This window comes from Microbacterium sp. NPDC056044 (genome assembly GCF_042267145.1).
In the GTDB taxonomy this organism is placed as follows: domain Bacteria; phylum Actinomycetota; class Actinomycetes; order Actinomycetales; family Microbacteriaceae; genus Microbacterium.
In genome coordinates this window covers 133554-146888 of the sequence record NZ_JBHJWZ010000001.1, presented here as the reverse complement: position 1 = coordinate 146888, position 13335 = coordinate 133554, and the positions used below count along the sequence as shown (strand labels likewise).

14 protein-coding genes are annotated in these 13335 nt (G+C 72.5%); 5 read left to right on the top strand and 9 right to left on the bottom strand.

Features of this window, described 5'->3' with window-relative positions; translation table 11 throughout:
* Positions 1 to 2 precede the first annotated feature (2 nt).
* Together ACFC1I_RS00680 and ACFC1I_RS00675 are read right to left on the bottom strand one after the other, a co-directional pair.
* The gene (locus tag ACFC1I_RS00680) at positions 3 to 797 is read right to left on the bottom strand and encodes an enoyl-CoA hydratase/isomerase family protein (RefSeq protein WP_376005811.1); all 795 of its coding nucleotides are present in this window, start codon (positions 795 to 797) and stop codon (positions 3 to 5) included.
* Positions 794 to 1555, bottom strand: a complete 762-nt coding sequence (locus tag ACFC1I_RS00675) for an SDR family NAD(P)-dependent oxidoreductase (protein WP_376005810.1) — start codon at positions 1553 to 1555, stop codon at positions 794 to 796. The genes ACFC1I_RS00680 and ACFC1I_RS00675 overlap by 4 nt, the downstream gene beginning before the upstream one ends.
* 104 nt (positions 1556 to 1659) lie before the next feature.
* Between ACFC1I_RS00675 and ACFC1I_RS00670 the strand changes: the two genes are divergently transcribed.
* Positions 1660 to 2415, top strand: coding sequence for an enoyl-CoA hydratase/isomerase family protein (locus tag ACFC1I_RS00670; protein ID WP_376005808.1), 756 nt, complete (start codon positions 1660 to 1662; stop codon positions 2413 to 2415).
* Positions 2416 to 2454: 39 nt separating this feature from the next.
* Here ACFC1I_RS00670 and ACFC1I_RS00665 read toward each other — a convergent pair whose 3' ends face one another.
* The 4 genes from ACFC1I_RS00665 to ACFC1I_RS00650 are packed head-to-tail and all read right to left on the bottom strand — an operon-like array spanning position 2455 to position 6710.
* Positions 2455 to 3264 carry an MBL fold metallo-hydrolase gene (locus ACFC1I_RS00665; protein ID WP_376005806.1) on the bottom strand — a complete coding sequence of 270 codons (810 nt, stop codon included), beginning with the start codon at positions 3262 to 3264 and terminating at the stop codon, positions 2455 to 2457.
* Positions 3265 to 3271: 7 nt separating this feature from the next.
* Entirely contained in the window at positions 3272 to 4936 is a 1665-nt protein-coding gene (locus ACFC1I_RS00660) for a cytochrome b/b6 domain-containing protein (RefSeq protein ID WP_376005804.1), read from the bottom strand.
* Between the two features lie 6 nt (positions 4937 to 4942).
* Positions 4943 to 5920, bottom strand: a complete 978-nt coding sequence (locus tag ACFC1I_RS00655) for an electron transfer flavoprotein subunit alpha/FixB family protein (protein ID WP_376005802.1) — start codon at positions 5918 to 5920, stop codon at positions 4943 to 4945.
* Between the two features lie 13 nt (positions 5921 to 5933).
* Positions 5934 to 6710 carry an electron transfer flavoprotein subunit beta/FixA family protein gene (locus ACFC1I_RS00650; protein ID WP_376005800.1) on the bottom strand — a complete coding sequence of 259 codons (777 nt, stop codon included), beginning with the start codon at positions 6708 to 6710 and terminating at the stop codon, positions 5934 to 5936.
* Positions 6711 to 6807: 97 nt separating this feature from the next.
* Between ACFC1I_RS00650 and ACFC1I_RS00645 the strand changes: the two genes are divergently transcribed.
* Genes ACFC1I_RS00645 through ACFC1I_RS00630 form a run of 4 tightly spaced genes read left to right on the top strand, consistent with a single transcriptional unit; the run spans position 6808 to position 11099 of the window.
* Complete coding sequence (locus tag ACFC1I_RS00645; RefSeq protein WP_376006751.1) at positions 6808 to 8184, top strand: MFS transporter; 1377 nt, start codon at positions 6808 to 6810, stop codon at positions 8182 to 8184.
* Positions 8185 to 8232: 48 nt separating this feature from the next.
* Positions 8233 to 9180, top strand: a complete 948-nt coding sequence (locus ACFC1I_RS00640) for a cyclase family protein (RefSeq protein WP_376005798.1) — start codon at positions 8233 to 8235, stop codon at positions 9178 to 9180.
* A gap of 28 nt (positions 9181 to 9208) precedes the next feature.
* Positions 9209 to 9982, top strand: a complete 774-nt coding sequence (locus ACFC1I_RS00635; protein ID WP_376005796.1) for an SDR family NAD(P)-dependent oxidoreductase — start codon at positions 9209 to 9211, stop codon at positions 9980 to 9982.
* A gap of 25 nt (positions 9983 to 10007) precedes the next feature.
* Positions 10008 to 11099, top strand: a complete 1092-nt coding sequence (locus ACFC1I_RS00630) for a flavin reductase (RefSeq protein ID WP_376005794.1) — start codon at positions 10008 to 10010, stop codon at positions 11097 to 11099.
* Between the two features lie 81 nt (positions 11100 to 11180).
* On the opposite strand, the gene ACFC1I_RS00625 is transcribed toward ACFC1I_RS00630, so the two are convergent.
* The 3 genes from ACFC1I_RS00625 to ACFC1I_RS00615 all read right to left on the bottom strand — a co-directional run bounded on the left by ACFC1I_RS00625 (position 11181) and on the right by ACFC1I_RS00615 (position 13332).
* Positions 11181 to 11474: a hypothetical protein gene (locus ACFC1I_RS00625; RefSeq protein WP_376005792.1), complete on the bottom strand. Its 294-nt coding sequence runs from the start codon at positions 11472 to 11474 to the stop codon at positions 11181 to 11183.
* 71 nt (positions 11475 to 11545) lie between these two features.
* Positions 11546 to 12670, bottom strand: a complete 1125-nt coding sequence (locus ACFC1I_RS00620) for a MaoC family dehydratase N-terminal domain-containing protein (RefSeq protein ID WP_376005790.1) — start codon at positions 12668 to 12670, stop codon at positions 11546 to 11548.
* Positions 12667 to 13332: an NUDIX domain-containing protein gene (locus tag ACFC1I_RS00615; RefSeq protein WP_376005789.1), complete on the bottom strand. Its 666-nt coding sequence runs from the start codon at positions 13330 to 13332 to the stop codon at positions 12667 to 12669. Before ACFC1I_RS00615 ends, ACFC1I_RS00620 begins: the two co-directional genes overlap by 4 nt.
* Between the last annotated feature and the right edge of the window lie 3 nt (positions 13333 to 13335).

The window sequence follows — 13335 nt, the reverse complement described above, 5'->3', positions numbered from 1 at the left end:
GGTCAGCGGCGCGCGGCCGAGCGCGCGGCGAACGCGGCGACGCGCTCGCGCGCGTCGTCGGTGTCGAAGGCGGCGCCGATGCTGCGCGCCTCCTCGGCCAGCTGCTCGGCGAACGAGCGGTCCTCGCGCGTGCGCACCAGGCGCTTGGCCTGGCCGTACGCGCCGGAGGCGCCGTCCGCCCACTCCCGGGCGATCTCCTCCGCGCGGGCTGCGACCTCGGTGTCGGGCACGATCTCGGCGATCAACCCCCAGTCGAGGGCGTCGTCGGCCCGCAGCATCCGATCGCTCAACAGCAGCTGCAGGGCGCGCCGCTGACCGACCGCGGCGGCCAGGTGCGCCGACACCGACAGGTCGGGCGTGAGCCCCACCTGCGCGTAGCGGCTGCCGATGCGCGAGCTGTCGCCGACGACGGAGTAGTCGCTCGCGAGCAGGATGCCGAGGCCGCCGCCGGCGGTCGCGCCGTGAGCGGCGGCGACCACGGGGATCGCGGACTCGGTGAGCGCGAGGATGCCGAGGTTGATCAGCGCCGCCAGGTCTTCGAGCTGGGAGCCCTGAGTCATCGACGCCGCCATCGCGCGGACGTCGCCGCCGGCGCAGAAGGCGGATCCGGCCGCGTCGAGGAGGATGGCGCGCACGTCGTCGCGCGACACGGCCTCGGTCGTCGCCGCCACCCACGCGTGGGCCATCTGCTCGTCGAACGCGTTGAGCCGGTCGGGGCGGTTCAGGGTCAGGCGCGCGACGCCGGCCTCGACCGAGAGGCGCACCGGCGACGACGCGGCGCCGAGGTCGGCGGTCACTTCGGCGCCATCCGGATGGCGCCGTCGAGGCGGATCGTCTCGCCGTTGAGGTAGCCGTTGTCGACGATCGACATCACCAGCGCGGCGTACTCGTCGGGGCGGCCGAGGCGCTGCGGGTACGGCACCTGCTGGCCGAGCGAGTCCTGGGCGGCCTGCGGGAGGCCTGCGAGCATCGGGGTCTCCATGATGCCCGGCGCGATGGTGCATACGCGGATGCCGTAGCGGGCCAGCTCGCGGGCGATCGGCAGCGTCATCGCGTGCACACCGCCCTTGCTGGCGGCGTACGCGGGCTGGCCGATCTGCCCGTCGAACGCGGCGACCGACGCCGTGTTGACGATGACGCCGCGGCTGCCGTCGGCATCGGCGTCGGTGCGGGCCATCGCCGCGGCCGTCTGCGAGATCACGTTGTAGGTGCCGATGAGGTTGATCTGGACGATCTTCGCGAAGCCCGCGAGCGGCGACGGCTCGCCTTCGCGGTCGAGCACCTTCGCCGGCGGCGCGATGCCGGCGCAGTTCACGACGACCCGCAGCGGGCCGTGCGCGACGGCCACTTCGACGGCTGCGGCGACGGCCGCAGGATCGGTGACGTCGGCGGGGGCGAACACTCCCCCGAGCTCTTCCGCCGCGGCGGCGCCGGGCGAGGAGGGGAGGTCGACGATGACGACCTTCGCCCCTGCGGCGGCGAGCCGCTTCGCGGTGGCGAGGCCGAGACCGCTCGCGCCCCCGGTGACCAGTGCGCTGGAACCGCCGATCGACATGTGCTCTCCTTCGAGCCGCCTCGAGCGGCGGCATGACGTATGGGCCGTGCGGTGGCGAGCATATCAAAAATCAGTAAACTGGTCGGGTCGATGAGGAGGCGCCGATGTCAGACCAGGCGAACGTGCGCGTGACGGAGCCCGACGAACACGGCGTCGGCGTCGTCGAGATCCTCCGCGGGCCCGAGAACTACCTGACGGTGTTCGTGCTGAGGGATCTCCTCGCCGGACTGCGGACGCTGGACGCCGACCCCGCGTGCGGCGCGATCGTGGTGCGCAGCGCAGGCAAGCACTTCTGCGCCGGCCGCGACTGGGACACCGCCCGCGACCCCGAAGACACCGCCGAGGCGATCTACGCCGTGGCGCCGGGACTGCTCGAGCTGCGCACCCCCTGGATCGCCGAGCTGACGGGCGGCAGCATCGGCGTCGGCATGGGCCTCGCCCTGTGCGCCGACTACCGCGTCGCCGCCGACACCGCGTACCTCTGGCCGAAGTTCGTGAAGATCGGCATCCACCACGGCTTCGGTCTCACCGCGACCCTCCCCTGGCTCGTCGGCCCGCAGCGTGCCACCGAGCTGCTCTCGCTCGGCGCGCGCGTCGGCATGGAGCAGGCGAGCGCGTGGGGGCTGGTCGACAGGGTCGCGCCGCTGGAGGGGATCACGGATGCTGCGGCCACCCTCGCGGCGGAACTCGCTGCGCAGCCGCGCGAGGCGCTGACGGCGATCCGCGAGACGATGCGGGCACCGCTGCGCGCACGGTTCGCAGAGGCGATCGTGCACGAGCGTGCCACGCAGGCGACGCTGTACGAGTCGAAGGACTTCCAGCAGGCGACGGGCGGCGGGTACCGGTACGAGACGTCGTGACCTGCGGGTGTCGGCGGGTGTCGCGGTGACGCCCGCCGGCTACACGCGGTCGGCGAGGTAGGCGAGCTGGGCGCGCACCGAGGCCCGCGCGGCCGGGAGCACGCTGTCGGGCGCGTCGGTGTACACCGCCGCGATCACGCGTTCGACGACCTCGGCGTCCGCGGGATCCGGCGCGAGACCGCCGATGACGGCCTGCACCCGCTCGAGCTTGTCGTGGCGGTGCGCGATGTACGCGTCGCACACGGCGACGAGATCCGGCCGCGCCGGGCCGTGCGCCGGCAGCACAGGGAGCGGGCCCCGCGCACGGAGCCGTCCGAGGGAGGCGAGGTAGTCGGCGAGCGACCCGTCGGGGTGGGCGATGACGGTGGTCCCGCGCCCGAGGATGGTGTCGCCGGTGAGGATCGACGGCGCGGTGCCGGGCTGCCCGTCGGGCACCGCGTCGTCCGGCAGCACGAAGCACACCGAATCGGACGTGTGGCCGGGCGTCGCGACGACCTCGATCATCGTGCCGGCGGCGTGGATGCGTTCGCCGTCGACGAGCGGCTCGCCGCCGAGGCACCACCGCTCGTCGGCGGCCCGCGCGACGGCGCCGGTCTTCGCGGCGAGCTGTGCCACCGCGTCGGAGTGGTCGTGGTGGCGATGCGTCAGCAGGATCAGCTCGACGGTGCCGAACCGCTCGATCTCTGCCAGGTGGCCCTCGTCGATCGGGCCGGGATCGACCACGACGACGCGCAGCGACCCGGGCGCACGCAGCACGTACGTGTTCGTGCCGTCGAGCGTCATCGGGCCGGGGTTCGGCGCCCGCACGCAGGTGGCGAGGCGGGTGAGGCGGCGGTCGGAGCGGGGCATGGCGGGATCAGCGGCTGCTGACGGTTCCGAACAGGCGGGCGATGGGCGCGAGCACGAGCGGGCGGGCGGCGACCCAGGCCGCGGCGATCACGATGAGCGACAGGGCGAAGAGCCAGAACCCGGTCCAGTTGTCGGCGTACGCGTTCGGATCGACCGAACCCTGCGCGGCGTACATGTGGTTGAGGTTGCGCAGCGCACCCGTCGCGAAGACGAGGAAGACGTGCACCGCGATGAACACCACGAAGTACAGCATGGTCGGGAAGTGGACGGCGCGCGCCCACTCGATCGGGTACGCCTTGCTGAGCCCCGTCGCGTTCTTCGGCCAGAATCCCGACATGCGCACGCCGGTCGCGATCGCGAGCGGGGCGGCGACGAAGACGGTCGTGAAGTACGCGAGCTGCTGCAGCCCGTTGTAGTTCACCCAGCCGTTCTCGGTGGGCCAGTCCAGGGAGACGTACTGGAGTGCGGCGCTCACCGCGTTCGGGAAGACCTCCCAGCTCGTGGGGACGATCCGCATCCACTGCCCCGAGACGAACAGCAGCACGATGAAGACGAGGCCGTTCACGACCCACAGCACGTCGAGCGACTGGTGGAACCACACGGTCAGGCTCACCTTGCCCTGCGCGCCGCCGCGACGCGGCGTCCAGTACGCCGGCGGCTTCTGCTGCGTGCGCACCTGCAGCCCCGAGCGGATGATGAGCACCATCAGGAACACGTTGAAGAAGTGCTGCCACCCGAGCCACGCCGGGAAGCCCACGGGGGCGCCCTCGGGTAGGTGGTACTCGCCGGGATAGGCGGCGAGGAAGTCCACACCCCACTCGGTGCTCAGGAGCCAGCGCACCGCGAACACGGCCATCGCGGCGGCGTACAGCAGTCCGGCCCCGCCGACGATGACGGCGCCGGCCCACTGGGTTCGGGTGAACGGGCCGATCCGCTTCGGTTCCGGCTTGGCCGCCGGGTGGGTGCTGGCGGTCGCGCCCGCCCACACGGTGCGCGTGAACGGCAGCGGCCGGTCGAGCGGGGTTCCGGTCGCGGTCGCGGGGACGGCAGGAGGAACGGATGCTGCCACCTCCGCCACCGCAACCGCCGGCGCCTCCGCGCTCGGTGCGGACGCAGCATCCACCACCGCGGTCTCGGCCGCCGCGGTCGCGGTCGCGACGGTCGCCGCCGGTGCGAACCCGGCCGGCGGCCACGGCTCGCCGCCCGCCACGCGGGGCAGGCCCCGGCGCAGCGCCTTCGCGTCCGCCGACGGTGTCATCTGTTGCCCGGCCGGTGAAGGTGTCATGTCTGGGCGCGCACCGGCATCGGACGCGGCCACCGCGGCCACGTTCGTGGCGGGTGCGGCCACACTCGCGGGCGGCCACGGCTCGCCGCCGGGCACACGCGGCAGCCCCCGGCGCACCGGCCGCGTCGCGGCAGCAGCCCGCGGTTCCGCAGTCACCTTCGGCGCGTCGTCGACCTGCGCACCCGCCACAACCGACTGCGGAACAGCGTCGACGTCGGCCACCACGACCGCGGGGGTCGTGGAACCCGCGGGCGCAGCATCCACTCCCGCGGGGTGCGCCGCGTCGGCGACCGGCGCCGACGCGAGGGCAGGACCGGCGGGGGGCCAGGGGTCGCCGCCGGGGGTACGCGGCAGGCCGCGGCGCAGCGTCGAGACGTTCGTCGCCATGGCGGGCTACGCCTTCTTCGCGTCGAGGGCCTCGATGAGCTGCGGCACCACCGTGAAGAGGTCGCCGACGACGCCGAAGTCGGCGACCTCGAAGATCGGGGCGTCGGCGTCCTTGTTGATCGCGACGATCGTCTTGGCGGTCTGCATACCGGCCTTGTGCTGGATCGCACCCGAGATGCCGAGCGCGATGTAGAGCTGCGGCGACACCGACACGCCGGTCTGGCCCACCTGGTGGGCGTAGGGCACGTACCCGGCGTCGACGGCGGCGCGCGACGCGCCGACGGCGGCGCCGAGCGCGTCGGCCAGCTGCTCGACGAGCGCGAACTTCTCCGGCGACCCCAGCCCGCGGCCGCCCGACACGACCTTGGCCGCACCGCGCAGTTCGGGGCGCGTGGACGACACCACGACCTCGTCGACCGCGTCGATGCGCGCCGCCGGCACACCCGACGGCGTGACGGCGAGGGCTTCGACGGTCAGCGGGGCGGAATCCGCCCGCGCGTCGACGGCGCCCTGGCGCACGGTGATGACGAGCGGCCCGAAGGTCGCCGCGCTCGTGACGCTGTAGGCGCCGCCGTACACGGAGTGATGGGCGACGATCCCCTCGTCGTCCCGCGCGACGCCGACCGCGTCGACCGCGAGCGCCGCGCGCATCCGGGCGGCGAGGCGGCCCGCGACGTCGCGGCTCTCGGTCGAGTTCGACACGAGCACCGCGTCGGGCTGCACGCGCGTCACCGCGGCGGCGAGCGCGTCCACGACCGGCACACCGAGGGCTGACTCTTCGCGCGGGGCGGTGAGGACGGCCCCCGCGCCCAGCGCCGCGGCGGCCTGCGCGAGGGCGTCGAGCCGCCCGTCCGGGGCGACGACGAGCGCCACCGGGGAGCCCACGGCGGCGGCCGCGCCGAGGAGGCCCGCCGAGCTCTTCGCCAGCTCGCCCCCGGGCGTCACGTCGAGGAGGACCAGGATCGAATCCGCTGAGAATGCCACTGTCACGGTCCTTTCACGCCAGGCGGTTGTCGCTGAGGTACTGGGCGAGCTTGGCCCCGGCATCGCCGTCGTCGGTGATCTTGACGCCCGCGGCGCGCGCGGGCTTCTCGGCGATGCCGACGACGATGGAGGATGCCGCGGCCCCGTCGTCGGCGGCGACGCCGAGGTCGGCGAGGGTCAGGGTCTCGAACGGCTTCTTCTTCGCCGCCATGATGCCCTTGAAGTTCGGGAAGCGCGCGTCGGGCAGGGCCTCGGTGATCGAGATGACGGCCGGCAGCGGGCTCGAGACCCGCATCGTCGCGCCGTCCGATGCCCGCACGCCCGCCACGCCCGCGTCGGTGATCGCGACTTCCGACAGCCCGGTCGCGGCCGGGACCGCGAGCAGTTCGGCGACCATCGCGGGGATCACTCCCCCGGCGCCGTCGGTCGAGAGGTTGCCGCCGATCACGAGGTCGAACCCGGTGCGCTGCAGCGCGGCGGCGAGGACGCGTGCCGTCAGCCCGAGGTCGGCGCCGTGCAGCGCCGGGTCTGCGACCTGCACCGCCGAGGAGGCGCCCATCGCGAGCCCCTTCCGCACCGTGCCGGCGGCGGTCTCGGCTGTCATCGACAGCACCACGATGTCGGTGCCGGGGTGGGCGTCGGCGTGCGACAGCGCGACCTCGAGCGCGCGCTCGCCGATCTCGTCGAGCACCGCCTCCGAGGCGCCGCGGTCGGCGAGGCCGGTCTCGAGCGACAGCGTGCGGTCGCCGTACGTGTCCGGCACCTCTTTGACGAGAACCACGATCTTCATCGCGGGCTCCGGGCTGCAGCATCCCTCATCGCAACTCCTTTGTATGCTGGAATATCAAATATACGTTATCGAGGCTGAGGAGGACGCGGTGAGCGCGATGTTCCGTTCGCTGCGAGCCCGCAACTATCGCATCTGGTTCCTCGCCGGCATCGTGTCGAACGTCGGCACGTGGGTGCAGTCGACGGCGATGAACTGGTTCATCCTGACGGAGCTCACAGACGGCGATGCGACCGCCGTCGGCGTCGCCCTCGGCCTCCAGTTCGCACCGCCGCTGCTGCTCCTCCCCCTGACGGGTTGGCTGCCCGATCGCTTCGACCGGCGGCGGCTCATCATCGTGATCGACTCGCTCATGCTGCTGCTCGTCGCAGGCATGGGGGTGATCACCCTCGCCGGCGCGATGACGCTGCCCCTGATGTTCGGGCTGTGCCTGGCGTTCGGCATCCTCAACGCCTGCGACATCCCGGCGCGCCAGACGTTCGTCACAGACCTCGTGCGGCAGGACGACGTGGCCAACGCGATCGCACTGAACTCGGCCTCCTTCAATCTCGGGCGCCTCGCGGGCCCCGCGGCCGCGGGCATCCTCCTCGTCGCGGTGGGAGCGGGATGGGCGTTCGTCGCCAACGGGGCCACCTACCTCGCGCTCATCGTCGGGCTCGTGCTGATCCGCCCGAAGGAGCTGGTGCCGCGCGCGCGGCCGCCGCGACCGCCGCGGGTCTGGGGCGGTGTGCGCTACCTCGCCAAGCGCGCGGACCTCGTGTTCGTCTGCGCGAGCATGTTCGTCGTGGGCGCCTTCGCGATCAACATCCCGCTGACGTCGTCGATCATGGTCGAGACCTTCGGAGGGGATGCTGCGGACTTCGGCATCGTGAACTCCATCGTCGCGATCGGCTCACTGGCGGGCGCCCTGTACGCCGCCCGGGCGAAGCGGGCGCGGCTCGGCGTCATGGTCGCGTCGTTCGCGCTCCTCACCGTCGCGGCGATCGGCGGTGCGCTGGCGCCCGACATCCGCTGGTACACGGTCGCCGTCGTCTTCACCGGCTTCGCGGTCATCCTGGCGCTCGCGACAGCGAACGGGTACGTGCAGTCGACGACGCACGTGCTCGTGCGCGGTCGGGTGCTCGCGGCGTACATGGCGGTGCTGATGGGCAGCTCCACGGTCGGATCCCCGCTGCTCGGGATCATCGCCGACACGTGGGGCGGGCACTGGTCGGTCGCCGTCGGCGCCGTCGCGGCGGGGGCGGCGACCATCGCCGGTGCCGCGTGGCTGCGCTGGGGCCCGCGTAAGGAGCTGCCGCCGGTGACCTCCGCGCCGCCGGCGCCGGAGCCGACGGCGCCGCTGCCCGAGACGCTCATCCCCGGGTCGGCGCTGGACGCGGCGAGCCCGTTTACGGGACCGAGCAGGGTGGTCGACGGGGACGAGGATGATGACGAGGGCGACGGTGCGAGTGCTCCCCGCCCTGTTTTTGATACTTGACATTTTATCAAAAAAGACCTTTGCTGAGATCAGATGAGGATGGATTCGATGGGGAACCTTTCAGACGTGAGATACGCCGACCTGCCGCTCTTGACCGCCGACCGCGACGAACGGCATGCGTGGGAGCACTGGGGCGCGGGCGATCCGCTCGGGACGCTGAACCGCATCACGCCCGAGGTGCGCCGCGACGCCGTCGCCACCGTGCGCACCGGCGAGACGATCAACCTCGACCTCCCGCTCGACGAGCCCTACCCGACGCTGTTCGGCCGCCGGCCCTACCAGCACACCTTCACGGGCCCGAGCAAGCGCAACTTCATCGACGACCGCATCGACGACCTCTTCCCGCAGGCGTCCACCCAGTGGGACGGCTTCCGCCACCTGGTGATCCCCGATCACGGCTGGTTCAGCGGCGTGCAGATCGACTTCGAGAACGACCGCGACACCATCGGGGTGCAGCACTGGGCGTCGGGGATCATCGGCCGCGGCGTGCTGGTCGACATCTCCGAGCGCACGCTCGCCGCCCTCGCCGATGACCCGTCCGCTCCCGTCGACCCGATCGAGGCCGACGAGCTGCAGGCGGCGATCGAGGCTACCGGCGAGCCGCTGCGCTCCGGCGACATCCTGTGCGTCCGCACCGGGTGGATGCAGTACTACCACGACGCCGATGCCGCCGAGCGGGAGGCTGTCGCGGGCCGCTTCACGTGGCCGGGCCTGTCGGGCTCGAGCGAGATGGCCGAGCTGCTGTGGGACAGCGGCGTCGCCGCCGTCACGGCCGACAACCCCGGCGTCGAGGCGGCTCCGGGCCGGCGCGGGTCGGGGAGCCTCCACCGCCGCGCGCTGGCGCTCTTGGGCATGCCGTTCGGCGAGCTCTTCGATTTCGACGCCCTGCACGTCGCGCTCCGCGCGCAGCAGCGGTCGTCGTTCCTCTTCATGGCCGTTCCCCTCAACATCCCCGGCGGAGTCGGTTCGACCGGCAACGCCGTGGCGATGCTCTGATCCCCCTCGCAGACAGAAAGAAGCAAGCATGACCGACACGCCCTACAGCCAGCGCCTCCAGGGGCTGCGAGTCGTGGTCGCCGGCGGTGGCGGCGCCATCGGCGCGCCCATCGCGCTCGCGTGCGCCGCACAGGGCGCCCGCGTGGTGATCGCCGACATCTCGGAGAAGTACGCGCAGGAGACCGTCGACGCGATCACCGCCGCCGGCGGCGAGGCGCACGCCGTGCACATCGACGTGGGCGACCTCGGCTCCATCGCAGCCGGCATCGACGAGGCGAAGGCGGCCCTCGGCGGCATCGACGCGTTGGTCAACTCGACGGGCGTCAGCGGCTCGGCCAACACGCTCGAGGTGACCGAAGAGCACTGGGACCGCATCCACACCATCAACCTCAAGGGCGCGTTCTTCCTCATCCAGGCGGCGGCGCGCGTCATGGCCGAGCAGGGCACGGGCGGCGCGATCGTCACGATCACCTCGACCAACGCCGAGCGCGGCGTGCTGGGCCACGTCCCGTACGGCGGGACGAAGGGCGCCCTGCGGCAGATGGTGTTCGGCCTCGCCGCCGACCTCGCCGAGCACAACATCCGCGTCAACAACGTCGGCCCCGGCATGATGGCCACCACGATGCGCAACGACGGCGAATCCACCGAGCGCACCCACGTGCCCCGCAAGGTGCTGCGCCGTCGCCTTCCCACGGGCGCCGACGTCGCCAAGATGGTCACGTACCTGCTCAGCGACGACGGCGAGTACGTCACGGCGACCAACCTGTACGTCGACGGCGGCGCACTGTCGGGTCTGTTCTGAGACCACCGGTGAAGGAGACCCGAGCATGACCGATACCAAGAACGTCTTCCGTCAGGTGCTGGGACAGTACCCGACCGGGGTGACGGCTGTCACGGCCCGCACGGCCGAGGGGAAGCCGGTCGGCATGGCCGTGGGCTCCTTCACCTCGGTCTCGATGGATCCCCCCATCGTGGGATTCCTCCCGACCAAGACCTCGAGCTCGTGGCCCCAGATCGAGGCTGCGGGCAAGTTCTGCGTGAACGTCCTCACATCGGCGCAGGAGAACGTCTGCCGCGCGATGTCGGCCCGCGGCGACGACAAGTTCGCCGGCCTGTCGTGGACCGAGGGCGTCACCGGCGCCCCCGCCCTCGACGGTGCGCTGGCGTGGATCGAGTGCACCGTGCGCGACGTCCTCGACGCCGGCGACCACTACATCGTGCTCGGCGACGTCGTCGACCTGCGGATGGGCACGCCGGCACTGCCGCTGGTGTTCTTCCGCGGCGGCTACGGCAAGTTCAGCTCCGGCCCCCTCGTCGCCGAGGACTTCCACGACCAGCACCAGGTGCGGCTCGTGAACGCCGTGCGCGACCAGATGCAGGCGATCGCGTCGGAGCTTGGCGTCGAGGCGAGCGCCACGGCCGAGATCGACGGCCGCCTCGTGCTCGTCGCGACCACGTGGTCGCCCTTCAGCGACCGCGCCGCGGTCCGCGCCGGCGACCGGGTGCCGTTCCGCCCGCCCTTCGCCCTGCCGTTCGCCGCGTGGGGCACCCCGGAGCGACGCCAGCAGTGGCTGCAGGGCGTGCCCGACGACCAGCGCGGTGCGGCCGAGACGGTGCTCGACATCTCCGCCGAGCGGGGCTGGGCCGTGTCGGTGCGTCCGGAGCCCTCGGCCGACGCGGTGCAGCGCATGATCGCGGCGAACTTCCACGAGCCGCTGACGGTCGGCCCGGACGGCATCGACCCGCGCAACGTGAGCGTGCCGGTGCTCGGCCCCGACGGCTCGGTGCGGCTGTCGCTGTCACTGTCGGGCATGAGGGCCGACTACGCGCGCGCCCACCTCGCCGACGCGGCCGACCGCCTCGTGATGGCCGCCCGCAAGGCCGAGCGCGCCGTCGCGAGCCAGCCGTCTGGCGACTGACGACGGCTCGGCGCCGTCGCCCGCAGACACGACGAAGCGGGCCTCCCCTGAGGGGAGGCCCGCTTCTCGTTGCGCAGTGCGTCAGTCCGACGCGGGAAGCGCCTTGGCGGCCTTCACGGTGAGCTCGACGCCGTCGGCCGCGAGCACTCCCCCGCCGGCCTTGACGCACAACAGCTCGAGGTCGCCGGATTCGTCGGAGTAGCGCTTGCCGACGAGCACCTCGCCCGCGAGTCCGTCGGCGGCGGACTCGGCCGGCGCATCGGTCACGACGGCGACACCGCCGTGGGTGAGCGCGATCTCCCCGGCGCCGCGGATCACGACGAACTGGGCGGGTGAGACGGCGCTCGCGAGCTTGAGTCCGGGCTTCAGCTGCATGTGGGGTTCCTTCCTGGATCGCGCGGCGGCGGCGCCGCGCGGGGGTCTGGGTGGGCTGGGGTACGACGGGGTCAGCCGTACATCCCGACGTGGGAGGCGACATCCTTCGTGAACAGGATCTCGTTGCCGAGGTCCGCACCGTCGCGCGGCAGTCGCACCGTCGCGGTTCCCGCGGTCGTGGTGGCGTCGCCCTGGTTGACGACCTCGACGGCGACCTCGGCGACGAAGTCGTCACCGTCGGGACGGATGCCGGTCACCCGGCCCCGCACTCGATTGGTGTCGCCGACGATGTTCGGGCGGTGCAGCCGCGCCGTGAACGATTCGAGGGTGCCCTGGTCGCCCATCCAGTCTGTCACGAGCTGGATCATCCAGCAGAAGCGCTGCGGGCCGAAGTCGAAGCTGCCCTCCTGCGCGCGCTCCTTGCGCGCGTACTCGGGATCCGCACGGCCGCCGGCACCGACGTCGACGGCGCCGGGCGCGACCTTCGCGGCGCGCTTCGTGCTGAGCGCGCCGTGCGCGAAGAGGTACAGCTCGGTGCGGGTGAAGGTGCCCTTCGCGAGCTCGGGGAGCTCGTCGCCGACGGCCACCTCGTCGCCGTAGAGCGGTGCTGCACCGCGACGATCGCGCGACCACACCAGGGGGTCGGGCGCGATCTGCTCGCCGACGTCGCGAGGTGCCGCCTCGACGCCGCGCCCCTGGTTCGCGAAGCGCAGCATGTCGTTGTGCAGCGTCGCGATCTTCTCGCCGCGGTGGTTGAAGTACTCGGTGCGGCCGGTGCACACCAGCGCCTCGGGGATCTGCCGCAGCGCCTTGCGCGTGATCGACTCGGGAGTCTCGATCGCGCGCACCCGGTCGCCGACCCAGATGGGGCGGTGCCACTGGATGCGCGCGCCCCCGTAGAGGATCGTGAGCGCGTTCATCGGCACCGAGCCGGGGGCGAGATGACCCCAGATGGATGCCATGGCTCCGAAGTTGATCGAGAAGATGAAGGCCGGCGAGGCCACGAGCTGGTGGAAGCGCGCCTCGTCGGCGTACTCCTCGTCGCGGTACAGCGGGTTGTAGTCGCCGACGCCGTCCGAGAAGCGCTGCACCCACTCCGGGGTCACCGTGCGCCATGCCCGGGGCGTGAGCGGCACGCCGAGTCCGTCGCGGAACTCCCGTTCGAACTCGTCGAGCGTGGTGATGGTCGCCGTCATGCGGCTGCCTCCTTCGGTTCCGGCTCGGCCGGCTCGTGCGCGTCGTGGCGCAGGTACACCCACGGGCGCTCACCCAGTCTGATGCGGTGCCGCGCCCCGACGGGACCCGGCCGATCGGGATGGTGCTCGTCGCCCGCCCATGCCAGCACCGTCGGAGCACTGCCGACGACGTGGGAGTGGAACTCTCGCGCCGGGTCGACGTCGCCGCTCGCCATCGCCGCGAGGGTCACCCAGGTCGGCGGCATGAAGTCCCAGGTGCCGTCGGCGTGGCGCGCGAGCGCGCCCGCGGCGGTGATCCACGCGTGGTCGACGACCTCGAAGTCGTCGGTTCGCACGTCGCCCGTGACGAACGTCGCCCGGTAGAAGCTCGTACGGAACCGCGCGCGGGCCTGCGAAGGGGGAAGCCACTCCGACAGCGGCTCGAGGGCGTCGGCGTCGAGCACGAGTCCGCACTCCTCCGCGACCTCGCGGATCGCGGCGGCGCGCAGCGGATCGCCGCCGCTCGCGCGGTCGGCGTCCGACACCGTGCCGCCGGGGAACACCCACATGCCCGGGAAGGCCGGCGATCCGGGCGATCGCCGCAGCATCAGCACTTCGGTGCCGGACGGCCCGAGCCGCGTGATCACGACGGTCGCGGCCTGGCGGGCGTCATCGGTGGTCATGTC

Coding starts and splice junctions, on each gene's coding strand:
- ACFC1I_RS00675 (WP_376005810.1), bottom strand. CDS start 1,555: ATGTCGATCGGCGGTTCCAGCGCACTGGTCACCGGGGGCGCGAGCGGT.
- ACFC1I_RS00670 (WP_376005808.1), top strand. CDS start 1,660: ATGTCAGACCAGGCGAACGTGCGCGTGACGGAGCCCGACGAACACGGC.
- ACFC1I_RS00665 (WP_376005806.1), bottom strand. CDS start 3,264: ATGCCCCGCTCCGACCGCCGCCTCACCCGCCTCGCCACCTGCGTGCGG.
- ACFC1I_RS00660 (WP_376005804.1), bottom strand. CDS start 4,936: ATGGCGACGAACGTCTCGACGCTGCGCCGCGGCCTGCCGCGTACCCCC.
- ACFC1I_RS00650 (WP_376005800.1), bottom strand. CDS start 6,710: ATGAAGATCGTGGTTCTCGTCAAAGAGGTGCCGGACACGTACGGCGAC.
- ACFC1I_RS00645 (WP_376006751.1), top strand. CDS start 6,808: ATGTTCCGTTCGCTGCGAGCCCGCAACTATCGCATCTGGTTCCTCGCC.
- ACFC1I_RS00640 (WP_376005798.1), top strand. CDS start 8,233: ATGGGGAACCTTTCAGACGTGAGATACGCCGACCTGCCGCTCTTGACC.
- ACFC1I_RS00635 (WP_376005796.1), top strand. CDS start 9,209: ATGACCGACACGCCCTACAGCCAGCGCCTCCAGGGGCTGCGAGTCGTG.
- ACFC1I_RS00630 (WP_376005794.1), top strand. CDS start 10,008: ATGACCGATACCAAGAACGTCTTCCGTCAGGTGCTGGGACAGTACCCG.
- ACFC1I_RS00625 (WP_376005792.1), bottom strand. CDS start 11,474: ATGCAGCTGAAGCCCGGACTCAAGCTCGCGAGCGCCGTCTCACCCGCC.
- ACFC1I_RS00620 (WP_376005790.1), bottom strand. CDS start 12,670: ATGACGGCGACCATCACCACGCTCGACGAGTTCGAACGGGAGTTCCGC.
- ACFC1I_RS00615 (WP_376005789.1), bottom strand. CDS start 13,332: ATGACCACCGATGACGCCCGCCAGGCCGCGACCGTCGTGATCACGCGG.